Consider the following 19,015-nt stretch of genomic DNA (forward strand, 5'->3'; position numbering starts at 1 on the left):
ATAATAAAAAGAAATCCCGGGCATGCTATATTTTCTGATTATTTTTAGGCCAAAGTTTCTGCATTGAATTTTGTCTCGGTTGAACATATTGCTAAAGCCTACGGGGAGCGCGTGCTTTTCGAGGATATTTCCTTTGGGATCAATCAAGGGCAAAAAATTGGTTTTGTAGCCAAGAACGGAACAGGCAAGACAGCCATTTTGAATATCCTCGCTCAGGTGGAAGCTCCAGATAGCGGACAGGTTGTTTTTAGAAAGGATTTGAAAGTTTCTTACCTACCACAAGAACCACAACTGCAGGCCGATCTAACGGTCAAAGAGACGATCTACCACACGGACTCTCCTACCCTTAAGATCATAGACGAGTATCATTTGGCACTAAAAACTCCGGAAGATGCTGAAGCTATGCAAAAGGCCTTTGACGCTATGGAAGCCGCACAGGCTTGGGATTTTGAGAACCGCATAGAAACTGTGCTTTCTAAATTCCAGTTGCACGACTTGGATCAAAAGGTGAGTAATCTTTCCGGCGGACAGAAGAAGCGCTTGGCATTGGCACATGCGCTTATCAATATTCCTGACCTACTTATTTTAGACGAGCCCACCAACCATTTAGATCTGCAAATGATTGAATGGTTAGAAGCCTTTTTTACGCGCGAAAAGGTGAGCCTATTTATGGTAACTCACGACCGCTATTTCTTAGATAGGGTTTGCAACGAGATCGTAGAACTCGATAATGGACAGTGGTATTCTTACAAAGGCAATTACGCCTATTATCTAGACAAGCGCCAAATGCGATTGGAGCAGTTTGAAGTGGAGACAGACAAGGCTGTTCAGCTTTACAAAAAAGAGCTCGACTGGATGCGTAGACAGCCTAAGGCCCGCACGACCAAAAGTAAATCTCGTATAGACGACTTTCACGAGATAAAAGCACGAGCGCATCAAAGAAGAAAACAACACGAGCTGCAACTAGAGCTCAACATGGAGCGCTTAGGCACTAAAATTGCCGAGTTCCACAAAGTGAGTAAAGCCTTTGGCGATAAGCTTATCACCGATAATTTTGAATACAGATTTCAAAGAGGCGAACGCGTAGGGATCATAGGAAACAACGGTAGTGGCAAATCCAGTTTTTTAAATATGCTCACTGGAGTAAGCGACCCAGATGCGGGAAAGATCGTTATTGGAGAAACAGTCAAGTTCGGTTATTATTCTCAAGCTGGCATAGAAGTAAAGCCCGGACAAAAGGTCATTGATGTGATCCGCGAGTACGGCGATTATATTCCGCTTAAAAAAGGTCGACAACTTTCTGCCGGGCAGTTGCTAGAACGCTTTTTATTCGATCGAAAAAAGCAATACGACTATGTAGAAAAATTGAGCGGCGGCGAACGCAAGCGTCTCTATCTCTGTACTGTACTTATTGGGAATCCGAATTTCTTAATACTCGATGAGCCCACCAACGATCTGGACATTGTCACCTTAAATGTCTTGGAAAGTTTTCTTTTGGACTATCCCGGTTGCTTGATCGTGGTTTCGCACGACCGCTACTTTATGGACAAGGTGGTAGATCACCTTTTGGTTTTTAGAGGCGATGGAGTCATTGAGGACTTTCCAGGTAACTACAGCGACTTTAGGGCCTACGAAGACAGCAGCGATCCGACAGAAAAAACAATCAAAAAAGAAAAGACCGACTGGAAGGATCCTGGCGCTAAAGCCAAACTCAGCTACAACGAACAGAAAGAATATAAAGCCTTGGAGCGCGACATTGCCAAGTTTGAGCGCGAAAAAAAACAACTCGAAGCTGCTTTTGCCACTGCGGATTGGGACACAGACAAGATCAACGAAGAGTCTTTAAAATTACAGCAGATCGTTACCACTCTGGAAGAAAAGACCGAACGCTGGTTTGAGCTTTCCATGAAATTGGAGGATTAAAGATGTATGAGTTTCTCAAATATTTGAGTTTTCTGTGGCACTCCAAGAACGAGCATGCCGTGCACTCTCCTTTTGTGTTCGATCTGATAACCAAAGGAGTAAAAACTCGAATTCCACTTGAGTTAAAACAATTACTGCCAAAGCACTACAAATACTTAATTGGGCAACAGCTCAAAATAAAGGTGGAGGATTTTGGAGCAGGCTCACGTGTTTTTAAAAGTGAAGAGCGAGGGGTTGATCAAATTGCCAAAGTTGCTGGCATGTCCCAAAGGATACAAGAACTTATGGCTAGTGTAACGGCCTATTTCAAGCCGAAAAACATGTTAGAACTGGGAACGTCTTTAGGCAAAGGAACGGTAGCCATGCACATTGGGCATCCAGAAGGAAATATCACTACCGTTGAACGCTGCCCCAACACCCTTGCTGAAGCGGTAAAAGGATTTAAGCGGTTTAGTTTTAACAACATTACCCCTGTGAATGCCTTATTCACTGATTTTCTAAATGAAGACGACCAAACTTGGGATCTGGTCTATCTAGATGGTGGCCACACTAAGGACTTCACCCTTTTTACCTTTAAGCAGTTGTTGCCTAAGCTTCACAATGATAGCCTGCTTATTCTAGACGATATATATTGGTCTGCAGCAATGACCGAGGCCTGGCAGCAAATAAAAGCTCACCCAGAGGTGACGGTCACCATAGACTCCTTCCATTGGGGATGGGTGTTTTTTCGCAAAGAACAACCCAAACAACATTTTGTGTTAAGATTGTAACAATGCCAGCCTGTCTACGTCTTATGTGCGTAGAATGAAGTATCTTGCATACTATAAACCATCGGTGTTTTTATGAGTACAGTTATTAAGATCCGCGGTATCAAAAGGGATTTCCCGTTAGGACAAGAAATTGTAAAGGTTTTAAAAGGAATTGACCTCGATATTGAGCAAGGCGAATACGTAGCCTTGATGGGGCCTTCCGGTTCTGGGAAATCAACCTTAATGAATCTTTTGGGTTGTTTGGACACCCCTACCGACGGAACTTACATACTCAACGGACAAGACGTGAGTAACCTCACCGACGATGAATTGGCCGACATTCGCAACAAAGAGATCGGGTTTGTTTTTCAAACCTTTAACCTCTTACCAAGAACCACCGCATTAGAAAATGTGGCTTTGCCCATGATCTATGCAGGAGCTTCTAAAAGTGCTCGTTCAAAGCGTGCGGAAGAGGTTTTGACCGATGTTGGTCTGGCCGATCGTATGGACCACAAACCCAACCAACTCTCTGGAGGGCAACGCCAACGTGTTGCAGTAGGGCGGGCATTGGTCAACAAGCCTTCTATCATTCTGGCTGATGAGCCTACCGGAAACTTAGATTCTAAAACCTCTTTGGAGATCATGAATTTATTCGATGAGATCCACGCGAGCGGAAATACGGTGATTCTGGTAACACACGAAGAAGACATTGCTGCACATGCGCATCGGGTAATTCGTCTTAAAGATGGTATGATCGAATCAGACACCCGAACCAAGTAAGCTTGTGGACGCCTATCTTGAGAATCCTTATTTCGTAGTTGGCGGCTTATTGCTGCTCTTGGTCCTGATTCTTTTCTGGAACAAACGCAACGCGCAAGTATCGCGCAGTCGCAAGAACCGATCATTCCGCAAGCGATACTATGAAAAACGAAAGGATAATGAAGATTTACACCAAAACAGGCGATAAAGGAACCACAGCACTTTTTGGAGGGACGCGAGTCCCTAAACACCACATCCGCATAGAAAGTTACGGCACTGTAGACGAACTCAATTCGCATATTGGACTTGTTCGTGATCAAGAGATAAATGCCAATCACAAAAAGTTCTTAGAGCAGATTCAAAACAAGCTCTTTACCGTGGGTGCTATTTTGGCTACCGATCCGGAAAAGGCGATCTTGAAAAGTGGAAAAGAACGGCTGAATATACCCAAGATCAGCACGGCGGATATTGAAGCTTTAGAGCATGAAATGGATCGTATGAACGAACTGCTCCCACCTATGACGCATTTTGTTTTGCCAGGGGGTCATCAAACGGTGTCATTCTGTCACATTGCGCGCTGTGTATGCAGACGCAGCGAGCGTTTAGCAGCACAACTCAACGATTTTGAAGCTGTTGATCAGGCTGTATTGAAGTACCTGAACCGCCTTTCTGACTATCTTTTTGTGTTGGCACGGATGTTGACACAAGAACTGCAAGCCGAGGAAATCAAGTGGATTCCGGAGAAGTATTAAAACCGCTACTAATTCCATCGGCAGCAATGAAAAATATTAATTAATTTTAACTAACTGAATATCAGGTTTTTAAATTGATATTCTTACGTTCTTTTTATTCACGGACAAATAATTTAGATTTTACTTGACTTTTTGATCTAAAAAATTATTTTTGCAAAAATTAAATGCAACAAGTGCTATGTACTGGACTTTAGAGCTAGCGTCTTATTTGAGCGACGCACCTTGGCCTGCTACCAAAGACGAATTGATCGATTACGCTATTCGAACGGGAGCCCCTCTTGAAGTTGTTGAGAACCTTCAAGCCATTGAGGACGAAGGAGACTCTTACGATTCTATCGAAGAGATCTGGCCAGATTATCCCACTGACGAAGATTACCTTTGGAACGAGGATGAATATTAATCCACTATAAATAAAAAAGTCTCGCAGGAGGCTTTTTTTTTGCGTACTATTGAACTGTGGCTGAAGGAACTTTCTTCGGATTCAATTCCTTTGATTTACAGCTGTTTGCATTTTTGCAGTCTGAATAAAAAGAAGCCTGAGTTATACCGCTAAAAAAGAAACACACAAGACATGGGTCTTTTAGATAACGTATTAAAAGTATTTGTTGGCGATAAAGCCAAAAAAGATCTGGGCGAAATTCAACCCTTGGTTGACCAGATCAAAGCCAAAGAAGGCGAAATGGCACAGCTCACCCTGGACCAACTTCGCGCTAAATCCGACACCTTTAGAGCCCAATTACGGGAGGCTCAAGCGGAAACCAAAAAACAGATGGAATCCCTTTCTGAAGAGGCTGAGGCCGTGAGTGATATCCAACGTAAAGAAGATATCTATGCCGAGATCGATCAGTTAAAAGATGCACTGTACGAAATTGAAAAGCAGTTCTTGGACGAGATCTTGCCAGAAGCTTTTGCCGTTATTAAAGAAACTGCAAAGCGTTTTGCCGAAAACAACACTTTAGAAGTGACTGCTACTGCCTTTGATCGTGAACTTTCTGGAACTAAGGCTTATGTTACTTTAGACGGAGACAAAGCTGTTTGGTCCAATTCATGGGATGCTGCCGGTAAAGAAGTGACCTGGGATATGGTTCACTATGACGTACAGCTAGTCGGTGGTATTGCCCTTCACCAAGGAAAGGTAGCAGAAATGCAAACGGGTGAAGGTAAGACCCTTGTGGCTACCCTGCCTGTTTACTTGAATGCCCTTGCTGGTAACGGCGTGCACTTAGTAACTGTTAACGATTATCTGGCCAAACGTGATAGCGCTTGGATGGCTCCTATTTTCGAGTTCCACGGTATGAGTGTGGATTGTATTGATCATCACCGTCCGAACTCCGCAGAACGCAGAGCTGCCTACAATGCAGATATTACCTACGGTACCAACAACGAATTCGGTTTTGATTACCTGCGCGATAATATGTCTCACGCTCCTGGAGATCTCGTTCAGCGCCCGCATCACTACGCCATAGTCGATGAGGTGGATTCTGTTCTGATCGATGACGCGCGAACGCCGCTTATCATCTCTGGGCCGGTTCCACAAGGAGACCGTCACGAGTTCAATGAGCTCAAACCTAAGATCCAAGATATCGTTGATGTGCAGCGCAAATTACTTACGGGAGTTTTGGCAGAGGCCAAAAAATTGATCGCCGAAGGTGATACCAAAGAAGGAGGCCTACAATTGCTTCGCGTTTACCGCGGATTGCCAAAGAATAAGGCGCTTATCAAATACCTATCCGAAGAAGGGATAAAACAACTCTTGCAAAAGACAGAGAACTTCTACATGCAAGACAACAATCGCGAAATGCCTAAGGTAGATGCCGAGCTGTATTTTGTGATCGAAGAAAAGAACAACCAGATCGAGCTTACAGACAAAGGAGTTGAATTCCTTTCGGGTAAGGACGATCCGAACTTCTTTGTGATGCCAGAAATGGGAACCGAGATCGCCAAGATCGAAGCCCAAGAGCTTTCCAAAGAAGAAGAAGCTGAACTAAAGGAAGACCTATTCAGAGATTTCTCTGTGAAGAGTGAGCGCATTCACACCTTGAATCAGCTTTTAAAGGCTTACACCCTCTTTGAGAAAGACACGCAGTATGTCGTAATGGACAACAAAGTGATGATCGTAGATGAGCAAACGGGGCGTATCATGGACGGACGACGATACAGCGACGGACTCCACCAAGCGATAGAAGCTAAAGAGAATGTAAAGATCGAAGCGGCTACGCAGACCTTTGCCACAATTACTCTACAGAACTACTTTAGAATGTATCGCAAGCTATCTGGGATGACAGGTACTGCGATCACAGAAGCAGGAGAACTTTGGGAGATCTACGAATTGGATGTGATGGAGATCCCAACCAACCGCCCAATTGCCAGAGACGATAGAGAAGACAAGATCTATAAGACCAAGCGCGAGAAATACAACGCAGTGATCGACGAGGTTACAGAACTATCTGCAGCCGGAAGACCAGTACTTATCGGTACTACTTCTGTAGAGATCTCTGAGCTCTTGAGTCGTATGTTGAGTATTCGCAATGTACCGCACAACGTATTGAACGCGAAATTGCACAAAAAGGAAGCGGATATCGTTGCCGAAGCTGGAAAGCCTGGGCAGGTAACCATTGCTACCAATATGGCAGGTCGTGGTACGGATATTAAATTGACCGAAGAGATCAAAGCAGCCGGAGGTTTGGCCATTATTGGTACAGAGCGTCACGATTCCAGACGTGTAGACCGACAGTTACGCGGACGTGCCGGACGTCAGGGAGACCCGGGAAGCTCCCAGTTTTACGTTTCCTTAGAAGACAACCTGATGCGTTTGTTTGGTAGCGAGCGTATTGCCAAGATGATGGACCGTTTAGGACTGAAAGAAGGCGAAGTGATTCAGCATTCGATGATCTCTAAATCTATAGAGCGCGCGCAGAAGAAAGTAGAAGAGAACAACTTCGGTGTGCGTAAGCGTCTCTTGGAATACGATGATGTTATGAACGCCCAACGCGAGGTGGTCTATAAGCGTCGTTACCACGCTTTATTTGGCGAGCGTCTGCGTGTGGATATTGCCAATATGATCTACGACACTGTGGAGAATATCGTAGCGGCAAATAAACCCGTAAAAGATTTTAAGAATTTTGAATTCGACTTGATCCGTTATTTCTCAATGAGCTCTCCAGTAAGCGAAGAAGAATTCGACGCTAAAAATGAGAATGAGATCATTGGTACAGTCTACACTGCGGCTTATGCCCACTATCAGGACAAGATGGAAAAGGCGGCCTCTCAGGCGTTCCCGGTTATCAAAAATGTATACGAGAACCAAGGGGATAAGTACAAACGAATCCTTGTTCCATTTACAGACGGTGTTAAAACGCTGAATGTTGCAACCGATTTGCAACAAGCCTATGAGACGGAAGGAAAACAATTGGTTCAAGATTTTGAGAAAAACATTACGCTAGCTATCATTGATGATAGTTGGAAGACGCACTTGCGTAAAATGGACGAGCTAAAGCAATCGGTTCAGTTGGCAGTGCACGAGCAGAAAGATCCGCTTCTGATCTATAAATTCGAGGCTTTTGAACTCTTTAAAGAGATGATCGACAAAGTGAACAAAGAAGTATTGTCGTTCTTGTACAAAGGAGAATTACCTCAAGAGAATCAGAACATACAAGAGGCCCGTCAGGTGAAGTCTAATGATAAACTTACCACGCAAAAAGACGAGATCCCGAATATGGATGAGCGCGCTGCTCAAGCAAGAGCTGCCGGAAATACGCAGCCTCAGCAACAGCAAGTGACAGAAACGATCACCAGAGAGCGTCCTAAGATCGGGCGAAACGAAAAGGTGACCATAAAACACGTGATGAGCGGAGAATCTAAAACGGTAAAGTACAAACAGGCCATTCCCCTACTCGATAAAGGCGAATGGGTACTAACCGAGGATTAAGCCTTAAGCTGATAAAAATAAAAACCGCTGTGCAATGCATGAGCGGTTTTTTATGTCTTAATTATTTGATCTGCGCTAGGCTTTTTGAGTGTCTAAAAGGCGTTTTAAAAACGGTAGTTGCAATAAGAATAGCCCTAAAAAACCTATTGCATATAAGGTCGTATCAGAAACCTGAAGTTGCTTTAAAAATTCATCAAAGCTTCCTAATTGAGGAATATTGTTTAGATAGAACTTCTCGATCGGCACCCAAAATACACCCACTAAAAAGAGCGCTAAGGCTACAATTATCAGAAGCCAACCTTTTCGACTGATAAGCGGTTTATAGGTAATAGAATAAGCATTTAACGCTGTGATCTGATCCATGATGGCCGCATAGGTTCCTTCTGGAGCCTTGCCTATGCCAGCCTCATTCAAATATTTTCTGGTCTGCGCGTCTTTTGGGTCTTTAAAGGTTTCCATAACCGTGTTGTATTTCTGGGAACTGCGCGTGTTGTAATAATAGGAACAACTTTTTGCGTCCTCGGTACAATTTAACTTTTATATTCTCCGGAGTCAAGTCCGTGATCTTTTCTATCTCCTTTACAGAGAGCTCTTCGTAATAATAAAAACTGATCAAGGCCGCCGTTACCGGTTCTAACTGAGCAATAGCAGCCTTTATGGTGGCCGATCGTTCTTGAGCCACTAAGCGTTTAAACCCGTGTGTCTCTGTGTCCTCATCCGCAGATAGTACCTGCTCCAACGCATCGAATTCAGCATAACGCTTATTCTTCTTAATGCGATCTAAGGTCTTTCTGTAAGCAATGGTGTACAGCCAAGATGAAAATTTAGAGTCTCCTCTAAAACTCGACAAAGAACTGTAGGCCTTAACAAAAGTATCTTGCGTTATCTCTTGAGCCTCCTCCTTATGCTGCACCATTCTATTGACCACCGTGAACACATAATCTTGATAGCGCATGACCAACTGCCCAAAGGCCTGAGGATCACCTGCCAGGGTCTGTGTTATAAAATGGTGGTCAGTGGTTTGGTTCATTTAAAGGTAAGACGCCTTTTGTGTCAGCGTGGTTACACGGTGAGCTAGAAAAATATTTTGTCTTTTCTGTAACCGACTTAAAAATTGGAGCGTCTTAGAGACAAATGAGCAGATATCAGCATCATCAATTAAAAAATGAACTATAAACTTTAAAACTAAATACAATGGGATCAGAAGTAATTGTAATTCCTATCATTTTCGGTGTCGTTTTTGGCATCTACTATTTGTACATCAGTGCGCGTAACAAAGAGCGCCTTGCTTTGATTGAAAAAGGAGCCGACGCTTCTATCTTTTTTAGCAATAAAAGAGGAAGTCACGGAACTTCTAAAATTTTAATCTTGAATTTGGCCCTACTTTCTATGGGTATCGGTGCTGGGATCTTTTTCGGAGGGCTGTTCCACGAAGTAATGGGCATGAGCGAAGAGATTGCTTTTCCAGGTACTATATTCTTTATGGCGGGTGCCGGCTTACTTACCGGATTCTATATGACCAAAAACTTAATTACCAAGGACTAAACAACTCCTTGATTTTAGTTAGTTGACCGGCTGCAGTAATGTTGCCGGTTTTTTTTGTGGTCCTTTCTAAATGAGAAATGCCCTATACGGGCAACAAACTTAACGCTGCAAAAGGCGAAGTAAATAAAATGGAAAGCCTTAAGGCGGCGAGGCTCTAAGGCTTTTAATGTACTGTTATATTACTATAGGCGGCTGTAATGTTGATGAGTCTGTTAGAATTAGAATTCAGATGATAGCCTTTTAGCATAGAATTTCCGTTCATACTGTTAGAACTAGAAGTTACGTCCGAAGGCAATTTAATGCTGGATTTTTTACCGTTGAAGAAAATATCTAATGCTACTTCTGGCAAAAAGATATTGGCATCTGTATTGTCTAAATTCAACGCCACAGAAGAAAAATCGGCTCCGAAGTTGTTGATCACCAAAGCGCCATAAGACCCATTGAGCATGGCGTCTTTGCTCAAAACTCCAAAGGTCACGTTGCTAGAATTGGCCTCCATGGTAATATTATCTGCCTGATTGATCACGCAAGTGTCTACATAATTGGCTCCCAAGGCACCGTTTTTCCAATGCTTTACAAATACAGGCGCATAAGCAACGTTGATGGAGGTTTCCCCTCCATCAACTGTAGTTGCTATAAATGTACTGTAGTTCAGATCGGCCTTGATGTTGTTTACCGCTCCTAGTTTTACCTCTCCGTGACGCACGTTAAGATCCAACTCGGCATCTTTAGGCATTTTGATCTTGATTACGCGCTTAACGCCCTTTAGATCGTAATCTTTACCATTCATGATAAACACTTTGTCGCCGTTCTTCTTTTCTAGCTCTTCTATCTCGGCTTCGAATTCTTCGGCCCACTTTTCCATGTCCTTTCCGAATTTCTCGCCCCATTTCTCCATGTCTTCACCGAAGCCTTCGGCCCACTTTTCCATGTCTTTGGCAAATTTCTCACCGAACTCTTCGCCCCAGGCTTCGAATTCTTTGGCCCATTTCTCGCCAAACTCTTCTCCCCAGGCTTCCCACTTTTCGGCATATTCCTCACCCCAAGCTTCCATTTTCACTTCAAAGTCTTTTCCAAAGCGCTCCTCGAGTTGGGCTTCCCACTTTTTCATATAGCCTTCTTTGTCGGCTTCGTAAGCATCGTAATCGAATTCTAGTCCTTCTAGTCCTTCTAAGAAATCTGGAGGTAGTGGATTACTCGACATATTAGCCATCATTGGACCTAATACATCTTGCAGCATGGGGCCTAATTTTTCAAGACCCTCGCCCAAGCCTTGTAGGTTGATCTCTAGATTCTCTAGCTCTTTCAGAGCTTCTAATGATTCTAGGCTTTCTAGCGCCTCTAGCGAATCGCCATCCCAGTTCAGGTTAAAATTGGTTCCGCTGTTTATGGTAATACGGTTGCTGTCTCCGGACACAGTAAAATCCCAGGCATCTAAAAGCTCCTTGGCTTCCTCTCTGGTTAAGTCTTCACCTACCAACTCCGCAGTAACCTCCACTTTATCCCTGTTCCAGGTCTCAAAGACAAAGTCCACATAGGAACTGTTTACTTCGATGCGTACATCGTCATCGGTGTCAAAGGTTTTTTTCTCCTTTACTTGTCCGAAAAGAGTGGTTGCGCTTAAAAAGAGCAGCCCTGCTATCCAATTAGACTTGATTGTTGTTCTCATTGTTTGCTGATTTAAGTTCTCGTAATTTGTTTTTTAGTTTGAGTAGCAATTCCAAACGCAATTTCAAATTATCGATCAGAGCGTTCACGGTCAGGTCATTAGGACCTACATTGACCAATTCCGCATTCAGTTTTTTGTATTCTTTATCTAAGGTAGACAGGCGTTTCATATAGCCGTCTATCAATTCTTGGTTCTCTGGGTTGACCTCTAAGGAGGCTATCCCCATAGTGATACTTCTTGTGTAATAGTCCTCCAGTTTTTTAAACTCCGGAGAAAAATCACTCAAGCCTTTGCTCGCTTTTTGATTTTCTTGATTGTCTGCAGGCAGGGTCTCCTCTACCGCAATTTGCTCCTGCGGTTCACCGCTGGTGTTGGTCATTAGTATATAACCGATCCCTAAAAGCAATATTCCAATGGCCGCTACTTTGAGCCATAAAAACATAGGTTTCTTTTGCTGTGGCAGTCGCTCGTCTAATAAACGAGCAAACTTATCTTGGTGGTTGGCCGATAGATCCGCACGCTCCGTTTGGGCATCTCGCTGCAATAAATCTCTAATATCCTGTGCCATGGTCTAAGTGCTTTAGTTGTTTTTTGATCTGGCTTTTTCCGCGGAACAAACAAGTTCGCGAAGCAGCCTCGCTAATGTTCATGATAGAAGCGATCTCGCTATGGTCATACCCTTCAAGGTAGAACATTTGTGTTACCAGTCGGTACTTCTCAGGCAGGTTGGCTATAGCCGTCTTTACCTCGTTGACAGTTGTTCCGTCTGGGATAGTGTGGTCTTGGTCATCTACTACACTCATCACCTCTTCATTAATACCTGTCCATACGGCCTTTTGAGCTTTTATGGTGTCTAGACAAGTATTGATCACAATTCGCTTGAGCCAGGCTCCAAAGGTGACGTCCCCTTTGAACTGCGCCAATTTCTGAAAGGCCTTGATAAAACCTTCTTGCATGGCATCCTCGGCTAAAGCCGTGTCTTTCATATACCTTTTTGCGATGATCAGCATGCCCTCACAGTATTTATTATATACCGCCATTTGGGCTTTTCTGTCGTTTTGCTTGCATCGCTCTATAAGTAGCAGATCTGACACTTGATGGTTTTTTTGGATTGCTATTCGGTCTAAAGACGAGACAATTTTAATGGCGTTTCAAAAAATTTTAAAAAAGTTTCAAGCAGCCCTATAAAATTGCTTAGTGGTAAATTTACTACCTTTATTTCTTTAAGGCAGAAAGAGCTTATTTTATGAAGAATTCCAGCGGAATTTTAATGCGGATCTTAGGCGGCGCACTCTTACTTATCGCGCTGTTCTATTTTGTTATCGGCCCTATCATGCGGTCACAGACCAAGAAACACAGTCCGGAACAAACCATAACCTATACCCAGGGAAATTTACATGTAGATGTCTTTTATTGCAGTCCGGCCAAAAAAGGAAGAGAGATATTTGGCGGCTTGGTTCCTTATGGGGAGGTATGGCGTACCGGGGCCAACGAGGCAACAACCATTGAAACCGATGAAGACCTCAAAATCGGAGGACAGACCTTACCGGCAGGCAAATACAGTTTATGGACCATCCCTAACGAAGACAAATGGACGGTGATCTTTAATTCTAAGATGTACGGCTGGGGTGTGAAATTCTTAAATGCCAAAGCTTCGCGAGATCCGAATTACGATGTAGTGGTCACTGAGGTTCCAATTTCTAAAAGCCTCACCGCCATGGAACAGTTCACCATTAGTTTTGCAGAAGACGGCCCGAATACTTTGGTCATGATCTTAGCTTGGGACAATGTGGTGGTTCCTGTAAAAATGAATCACTGATCCAATGAGCGCCAAAAAGAAAACGGATTCGGCCTTGAGCGAGACCCCGGGCATAGAGCGGCCGGAGAGTTTGAGCCTAGCTGCGGCGCAAAGTATCAAGAAACACCGACTTAAAAAGCAATCCCGGCAAGCCTTGTTACAAGGTATTTTAGCTGGCCAGACCGCTGCTCTTTCTAAGGGCATTACCCTTATAGAATCCAAAGCAGAAAAGCACCAGCAGCAAGCCCAAGAACTCATTACAGCCTGTTTACCGCATACTGTTGATAGCATTCGGATTGGGATCACTGGGGTTCCTGGAGTGGGCAAAAGCACCTTTATAGAACAGTTTGGGCAGCTCTATTTGAGCAAGGGCCATAAAGTGGCGGTATTGGCAGTAGACCCGTCTAGCAGTATTAGTCACGGAAGTATTTTGGGCGATAAAACCCGTATGGAGTCTTTGGTCAAGGAAGAAAATGCTTTTATTAGACCATCGGCCTCTGGTGATTCCTTAGGCGGAGTTGCCCGTAAAACACGAGAAGCCATTGTGCTTTGCGAAGCTGCCGGTTATGATGTTATCTTGATCGAAACTGTGGGTGTAGGCCAAAGCGAGACCGCGGTGCACTCCATGACCGATTTCTTTTTACTGCTGAAGTTGGCTGGCGCCGGAGACGAACTGCAAGGTATTAAACGGGGGATCATAGAAATGGCCGATGCCATTGTGATCAACAAAGCGGATGGTGCCAATGAGAAAGCGGCCCGTTTGGCCAAGACGGAATTCAATAGAGCGCTTCACCTCTATCCGCAGAAAGCGAACGGCTGGAGCCCAAAAACCATGACTTGTAGCGCCTTAGAGAATAAAGGAATTGACCAGATCTACGAGCTAATAGCTGATTACAAAAAGCAAACAAAGGAAAGTGCTGCCTTTGGCGAGAAAAGAAATGAACAAGAGCACTATTGGTTCAAGGAGACCATAAGCAATACGGTCTTAGATAATTTCTACAACAAACCTGAAGTATTGCAAGCCATTGCTACTCAAGAAGCACTTTTAGAACAAAAAAAGACCACGCCTTTTGAGGCGGCCTTTGCGGTTTTGAAGGCTACTAACTAAACCAAATTCGATCGCACCCACTCCACCTGTTGCTGTAAGCCTTCTTTTAAAGTGGTCTGCGGATTATAACCCAGTAATTGTCTCGCTTTGTCAATATTTGCCTTGGTTCGCGACTGATCGCCAGGTCTTGGCGGAAAGATCTCCATTTCGATCTTCTTCCCTAAAATGGTTTCAACTGCAGCGATACCCGCTGCAGTGGTGCTTTCTGTTGCCGTACCCAAGTTGATCACCTCCCCACTACAAACAGATTCCCTGCCCATAACAGCCACTATACCGTCTACAATGTCTTGAACATAGGTAAAACTTCTGAGGTGTTTCTCACTGCCTTGGAACAGCGGAAAAGGCTCCCCATTAAGGCCACATAAAATAAGCTTGGTGTATAATTTATCTGGACGTTCTCTAGGACCATAGACCGAGTAGAGTCGCAGGGAGCAACCCGATAGTAGACCGTCGCGATCGTAGGCCAAAACCAACTGTTCTGCTGCCAATTTTGTCACTCCGTAATAAGAAGCTGGCTTAGGTGCAGCGTCTTCTGGATAGGTAGCCACAAGACCGTAAATAGACGAGGTCGCTATATTGACAAAGAATTTGAAATTCGGACACTGCTGCGCAAACTGCAAAACCCTTTGGGTAGCAATAATATTGTTGGTCAGATAATCGTCGAAAGTACTTTTTTGAGATATTCCCGGCTGAGCTGCAAAGTGGAAAATATATTCAATATCTGTAGGTAGAACCTTTTCCAATCCGCCTTCGCGAAGGTCAACAGCTTGCACCTTAATTCCTTGTTTAGCGAGCTCCGCAGCATTGCGCTCTTTTAGACTCACGTCGTAATAAGGCGAGAAATTATCTACGGCTACCACCTCGTGACCTAAGGCCTGAAGACGCTCCGCAGTATGGGATCCTATAAATCCGGCAGCACCGGTAACTAATACTTTCATTCGACCCAAAAATAACAAGAATAAACAGACCGCTCTCAAACCAATTTCAATTCTTTAAAAAAGAATACTTTTGTAGCAAACTAACAAAGATGTCTTACGCCCTTACTGTCGTAATCCCGGTATACAATGAAGAAGACAATTTGGCTCGTGTAGAGGCAGAAATGAGTGCTTTCTTTAAAGTGGCCAAAAGGCCTACTCGCGCACTCTTTGTCAACGATGGCTCCAAGGACAGTTCCCAACAAATGATAGAAGATATTTGCGCTAGAAACGAGGCGTTTAGTTTTATCAATTTTGCGGAGAACAGAGGGCTTAGTGCTGCTATTAAAGCTGGCTTTGATCATACCGAAACACCTTTAGTGGGTTATATCGACTCTGATCTGCAAACGGCTCCAGAAGATTTCAACTTACTGTTTGATCATATTGATGACCACGAACTGGTCACAGGGGTAAGAGCGAACCGCAAGGACAAGTTTGTAAAGCGTATGTCTTCTAAGATAGCCAACGGTATTCGTAGAGCGTTTACCAAAGACGGAATGGACGATACCGGTTGTCCCTTAAAAATCATCAAAACCGATTATGCCAAACGCATCCCGATGTTTAAAGGATTACATCGCTTTCTACCGGCTATGATCCTCTTACAAGAAGGTCGTATAAAACAAATTCCTGTGCAGCATTTTCCGAGAATCGCAGGGACAGCGAAGTTTGGGGTCTGGAATAGACTGATAGGCCCGCTGATGGATTGCTTCGCCTATTTGTGGATGAAGAAAAAGTACATCAATTACCGCATTGCTTCTAAGGGATGAGCACCTGGCTGATCTATACCATAGGCTTTGTAGCCCAAATATTATTTTCGGCCCGCCTCTTATTACAGTGGTTCCTGTCTGAAAAGAACAAAAAGGTCATGACTCCGGCGCTGTTCTGGAAGCTCAGTTTATTAGCGAGTTTTCTGCTTTTTGTGTACGGATATCTACGAGAGGACTTTGCCATTATGCTTGGGCAATCGTTGACCTACTTTATATACATTAGGAACTTGCACCTGCAAGGACATTGGCAAAAGGCTCATTGGGCCTTTAGAACCTTTCTAATAGCGTTTCCAATCGGAATTGTATTATACGCCTACAACAACGGCAAATACGATATAGACCTCTTGTTGAACAACGAGGCCATACCGCAATGGTTGCTGTGGCTGGGTATAGTCTCTCAAGTACTATTTACCTTGAGGTTTGTATATCAATGGTTGTATTCTGAAAAGAAAAGAGAATCACATTTGCCCATGGGCTTTTGGCTACTTAGCGTTATAGGTGCCTCGCTGATATTGCTGTACGCGGTATTTAGAAAAGACCCTGTTTTGTTATTTGGGCACGGTGCGGGCTTACTGGTCTATTTGCGAAATATCATCATTTTAAGAAAACAAGATGCAGTGGCTTAAAGACAGACCGTTAACAGTGCTTCTGCTAAGCTGTATCCCTTTATTTTTGGTACATCTCGGCGAACTCGCGGTAAATATCATGGAGGCGCGGAATTTTATTACCGCTCGAGAAATGCTGGTAGACGACAATTGGTTACTCACCACAATAAACGGAGAACCGCGCTATCAGAAACCACCTTTACCCACTTGGCTTACTGCTTTCTCAGGAGCGCTGTTTGGACTTAAAGTTTGGGCACTGCGTTTACCCGCGGCTATAAGTGCTATGCTGTTGCTGGTTTTTGGCTATAAGCTTCACGGAACACTTTTTAACAATCGGCGTCAGAATTTTTGGGGAGGCTTGATCTTGATAAGCTCCTTTTATATAATATTTGCCGGGCGCAACGGCCAGTGGGACATTTTTACCCACGCCTTTATGATGGTGGCAATTTATTACCTCCACAAATTGTATTCTGAATCTAAAAGGCTGATCCTTTACGGTTTTTTAGCGGGATTGTTCCTAGCGGCCTCTTGGATGAGTAAAGGTCCTGTTTCTCTTTATGCCCTACTACTTCCCTTTTTGATTGCCTATGGGATAGTTTATAAAATTCGCTGGCATAAAGGCCTTATACTTCCGATAGTCGTATTGCTCACCGTAGCGGTGGTTGGTTCTGGTTGGTGGTTTTGGTATACCTATACCTATGACGCAGACACTTTAAAGGCTATTACCGAACGCGAGGCCAACAACTGGACCAGCTACAACATAAGACCTTTTTACTATTACTGGAGTTTCTTTACGCAAAGTGGTTTATGGACCTTACCAGCTTTTGTCGCCCTTTTGTTTCCGTATTTACGCAAACGGGTTAAGGACCCTAAAGGCTATTTATTTAGTTTTCTTTGGACCATGCTCAGTGTGGTGCTGCTCTCCCTTATACCGGAAAAGAAATCGCGCTATTTACTCCCCGTATTAATTCCTATGGCTTGGAACACCTCGTTCTACCTGGAGTATCTTTTGGACCATTTCAAGACACTGACCGATTGGAAAGAAAAAGTTGCGCCTTATTTGCATTTTGGTCTCTTAGGAACGGTAGGACTTGCATTTCCTGTGGGTGGATACATTTTGCTTAAAGACCACCTAAGTGGACAGTGGTTCTGGTTTATTGGGCTAAGCCTAAGTTTACTGACAATTGGTTTCTTTATCTGGCGTGCGCTACTTAAAAAACGGCTGCAAGTGGCATTGATATGCAGTTTTGTATTGGTTATGAGTGTGATTTGCTTCGGATTGCCTATGGCCGATTCGCTCAGTTACAACCCTGAGTATAACGCCCTGAGTAAACTCCGCAGCTGGCAAAAAGAGCAGAACGATCTCCCGGTATATGAATACGATTATTTTACCCCGGAACTGATCTGGAGCTATCAGGGTATCTTACCCGTAATTAAAAATCAAGGCGAATTCTTTTGGCCAGAAGAAGATTCTTTTGGCGTGCTAGTAGCAGAAGATCATCTGGAAGATTTTCTGAAAGACTTTAAAGACTACAACTACGCGCCGGCTGGCTTTTACGATATGAATCCGCAGAAAAAAGGAGAAAGCGGATACAAAACGCGTTTGGCACGCATGCTTTTTAAAGTTTCTAAAAGGTATTAAAACGCTGCTGCAAGTACTTTTCTAGCTGATAGAACCCAAGCCCTGCCAAAGCTCCTACGATCATTCCCGTAAAGATATCGAGCGGATAGTGTACGCCAACATAAACGCGAGAATAACTCACTAAGAAGGCCCAAAAAAGCATCATAAACGGCAGATAGCGGTAACGACTGCGCAATATCAAACTAATAAAGACTGCCCCGGCCATAGTACTTGTTGCATGTCCGGAAAAGAAACTGAATTTTCCACAGCGCGGCGCCACATAGCGAATGCTAGCTTCTAGGCTGTCTTCTTGACAGGGACGCGGCCGCTCAAAGAAATCCTTGGCCAAATTGGTCAACTGATCGGTAAAGGTGATCATAAGTGCCGTAGTGACCACTACAACAGCTGTATAACGCCATCCGAAGTTCTTTTGCACCAAATACAACAAGACCAAATAAATTGGAATAGAGGCAAACTTATTGGTTATGACCAGCCAAAGGTTGTCCCAAGTTGTAGAACCTAAACTGTTCAGATAGGTAAACAGTTGGGTGTCGTATTGCAATAACTGATCAATCATTTTGCTCGTATCGGGCTACTTCGCGATCGTAAAAGGCAGTCGCCTCAGCGATCATGTTTTGGGTTTCGGTTTCAACTTCCTGTTGATCGTGTTGATCAAATTCCTCCATCCATTCTATCTCGTCCTTACTGAGGTCGATCACAAAACGAGGGAATTCTGTATGGATCACATAAATGTTGTCGGGATGATCGGTATTGTCACCCATTAAGAATTTTGGAAGTTCCATGGCTAAATGATTAT

Annotated in this window: 20 protein-coding genes; 12 read left to right on the plus strand and 8 right to left on the minus strand. The window is 43.8% G+C overall.

The features are described 5' to 3' along the window. Positions 1-63: 63 nt before the first annotated feature. The 6 genes from AC0J2F_RS03380 to secA all read left to right on the plus strand — a co-directional run bounded on the left by AC0J2F_RS03380 (position 64) and on the right by secA (position 8,111). On the plus strand, positions 64-1,923 hold the full coding sequence (locus tag AC0J2F_RS03380) for an ABC-F family ATP-binding cassette domain-containing protein (protein WP_473008746.1): 1,860 nt from the start codon (positions 64-66) through the stop codon (positions 1,921-1,923). A 2-nt stretch (positions 1,924-1,925) separates the two neighbouring features. Next, positions 1,926-2,693 (plus strand): O-methyltransferase, encoded by a 768-nt coding sequence (locus AC0J2F_RS03385; protein ID WP_473008747.1) that lies wholly within the window; start codon positions 1,926-1,928, stop codon positions 2,691-2,693. 72 nt (positions 2,694-2,765) lie between these two features. Further along, positions 2,766-3,452 (plus strand): ABC transporter ATP-binding protein, encoded by a 687-nt coding sequence (locus tag AC0J2F_RS03390; protein WP_087524770.1) that lies wholly within the window; start codon positions 2,766-2,768, stop codon positions 3,450-3,452. Between the two features lie 158 nt (positions 3,453-3,610). Beyond that, complete coding sequence (locus tag AC0J2F_RS03395) at positions 3,611-4,183, plus strand: cob(I)yrinic acid a,c-diamide adenosyltransferase (RefSeq protein ID WP_473008749.1); 573 nt, start codon at positions 3,611-3,613, stop codon at positions 4,181-4,183. 178 nt (positions 4,184-4,361) lie between these two features. Next, positions 4,362-4,583 carry a DUF2795 domain-containing protein gene (locus AC0J2F_RS03400; RefSeq protein WP_008272287.1) on the plus strand — a complete coding sequence of 74 codons (222 nt, stop codon included), beginning with the start codon at positions 4,362-4,364 and terminating at the stop codon, positions 4,581-4,583. Between the two features lie 171 nt (positions 4,584-4,754). After that, the gene (gene secA, locus AC0J2F_RS03405; protein ID WP_473008751.1) at positions 4,755-8,111 is read left to right on the plus strand and encodes a preprotein translocase subunit SecA; all 3,357 of its coding nucleotides are present in this window, start codon (positions 4,755-4,757) and stop codon (positions 8,109-8,111) included. A gap of 75 nt (positions 8,112-8,186) precedes the next feature. Here the strand turns inward: secA and AC0J2F_RS03410 are convergent, their stop codons facing one another. Together AC0J2F_RS03410 and AC0J2F_RS03415 are read right to left on the minus strand one after the other, a co-directional pair. Continuing rightward, complete coding sequence (locus AC0J2F_RS03410) at positions 8,187-8,570, minus strand: hypothetical protein (RefSeq protein ID WP_473008753.1); 384 nt, start codon at positions 8,568-8,570, stop codon at positions 8,187-8,189. Next, positions 8,557-9,141, minus strand: a complete 585-nt coding sequence (locus tag AC0J2F_RS03415; RefSeq protein WP_473008754.1) for an RNA polymerase sigma factor — start codon at positions 9,139-9,141, stop codon at positions 8,557-8,559. Before AC0J2F_RS03415 ends, AC0J2F_RS03410 begins: the two co-directional genes overlap by 14 nt. A 164-nt stretch (positions 9,142-9,305) precedes the next feature. Here AC0J2F_RS03415 and AC0J2F_RS03420 point away from each other — a divergent pair, with 164 nt between their 5' ends. Beyond that, a complete protein-coding gene (locus AC0J2F_RS03420; protein WP_473008756.1) occupies positions 9,306-9,656 on the plus strand; it encodes a DUF6249 domain-containing protein in 351 nt (116 codons plus the stop codon). Between the two features lie 163 nt (positions 9,657-9,819). Here AC0J2F_RS03420 and AC0J2F_RS03425 read toward each other — a convergent pair whose 3' ends face one another. The 3 genes from AC0J2F_RS03425 to AC0J2F_RS03435 are packed head-to-tail and all read right to left on the minus strand — an operon-like array spanning position 9,820 to position 12,419. Continuing rightward, a complete protein-coding gene (locus tag AC0J2F_RS03425) occupies positions 9,820-11,325 on the minus strand; it encodes a hypothetical protein (protein WP_473008757.1) in 1,506 nt (501 codons plus the stop codon). Further along, the gene (locus AC0J2F_RS03430; protein ID WP_473008759.1) at positions 11,303-11,893 is read right to left on the minus strand and encodes a hypothetical protein; all 591 of its coding nucleotides are present in this window, start codon (positions 11,891-11,893) and stop codon (positions 11,303-11,305) included. Before AC0J2F_RS03430 ends, AC0J2F_RS03425 begins: the two co-directional genes overlap by 23 nt. Continuing rightward, positions 11,877-12,419 carry an RNA polymerase sigma factor gene (locus AC0J2F_RS03435; protein ID WP_473008760.1) on the minus strand — a complete coding sequence of 181 codons (543 nt, stop codon included), beginning with the start codon at positions 12,417-12,419 and terminating at the stop codon, positions 11,877-11,879. Before AC0J2F_RS03435 ends, AC0J2F_RS03430 begins: the two co-directional genes overlap by 17 nt. A 152-nt stretch (positions 12,420-12,571) precedes the next feature. On the opposite strand from AC0J2F_RS03435, the gene AC0J2F_RS03440 reads away from it, so the two are divergent. Continuing rightward, positions 12,572-13,144 carry a DUF2911 domain-containing protein gene (locus AC0J2F_RS03440; RefSeq protein ID WP_420379829.1) on the plus strand — a complete coding sequence of 191 codons (573 nt, stop codon included), beginning with the start codon at positions 12,572-12,574 and terminating at the stop codon, positions 13,142-13,144. 4 nt (positions 13,145-13,148) lie between these two features. Next, entirely contained in the window at positions 13,149-14,231 is a 1,083-nt protein-coding gene (gene meaB / locus AC0J2F_RS03445; RefSeq protein WP_473008762.1) for a methylmalonyl Co-A mutase-associated GTPase MeaB, read from the plus strand. Here the strand turns inward: meaB and AC0J2F_RS03450 are convergent. Further along, the gene (locus AC0J2F_RS03450) at positions 14,228-15,169 is read right to left on the minus strand and encodes an NAD-dependent epimerase/dehydratase family protein (protein ID WP_473008763.1); all 942 of its coding nucleotides are present in this window, start codon (positions 15,167-15,169) and stop codon (positions 14,228-14,230) included. The two genes, meaB and AC0J2F_RS03450, sit on opposite strands and share 4 nt — an antisense overlap. A gap of 89 nt (positions 15,170-15,258) precedes the next feature. Between AC0J2F_RS03450 and AC0J2F_RS03455 the strand changes: the two genes are divergently transcribed. The 3 genes from AC0J2F_RS03455 to AC0J2F_RS03465 are packed head-to-tail and all read left to right on the plus strand — an operon-like array spanning position 15,259 to position 18,219. Beyond that, positions 15,259-15,972: a glycosyltransferase family 2 protein gene (locus AC0J2F_RS03455; protein ID WP_473008765.1), complete on the plus strand. Its 714-nt coding sequence runs from the start codon at positions 15,259-15,261 to the stop codon at positions 15,970-15,972. Next, positions 15,969-16,598: a lipid-A-disaccharide synthase N-terminal domain-containing protein gene (locus AC0J2F_RS03460; protein ID WP_473008766.1), complete on the plus strand. Its 630-nt coding sequence runs from the start codon at positions 15,969-15,971 to the stop codon at positions 16,596-16,598. Before AC0J2F_RS03455 ends, AC0J2F_RS03460 begins: the two co-directional genes overlap by 4 nt. After that, positions 16,585-18,219, plus strand: a complete 1,635-nt coding sequence (locus AC0J2F_RS03465; protein ID WP_473008767.1) for an ArnT family glycosyltransferase — start codon at positions 16,585-16,587, stop codon at positions 18,217-18,219. The genes AC0J2F_RS03460 and AC0J2F_RS03465 overlap by 14 nt, the downstream gene beginning before the upstream one ends. On the opposite strand, the gene AC0J2F_RS03470 is transcribed toward AC0J2F_RS03465, so the two are convergent. Together AC0J2F_RS03470 and AC0J2F_RS03475 are read right to left on the minus strand one after the other, a co-directional pair. Continuing rightward, positions 18,206-18,775, minus strand: a complete 570-nt coding sequence (locus AC0J2F_RS03470) for a phosphatase PAP2 family protein (RefSeq protein WP_473008768.1) — start codon at positions 18,773-18,775, stop codon at positions 18,206-18,208. The two genes, AC0J2F_RS03465 and AC0J2F_RS03470, sit on opposite strands and share 14 nt — an antisense overlap. Further along, the gene (locus AC0J2F_RS03475) at positions 18,768-19,001 is read right to left on the minus strand and encodes a hypothetical protein (RefSeq protein WP_087524754.1); all 234 of its coding nucleotides are present in this window, start codon (positions 18,999-19,001) and stop codon (positions 18,768-18,770) included. The genes AC0J2F_RS03470 and AC0J2F_RS03475 overlap by 8 nt, the downstream gene beginning before the upstream one ends. Positions 19,002-19,015: the final 14 nt, after the last annotated feature.

Source organism: Gilvibacter sp. CC01, from assembly GCF_055755295.1.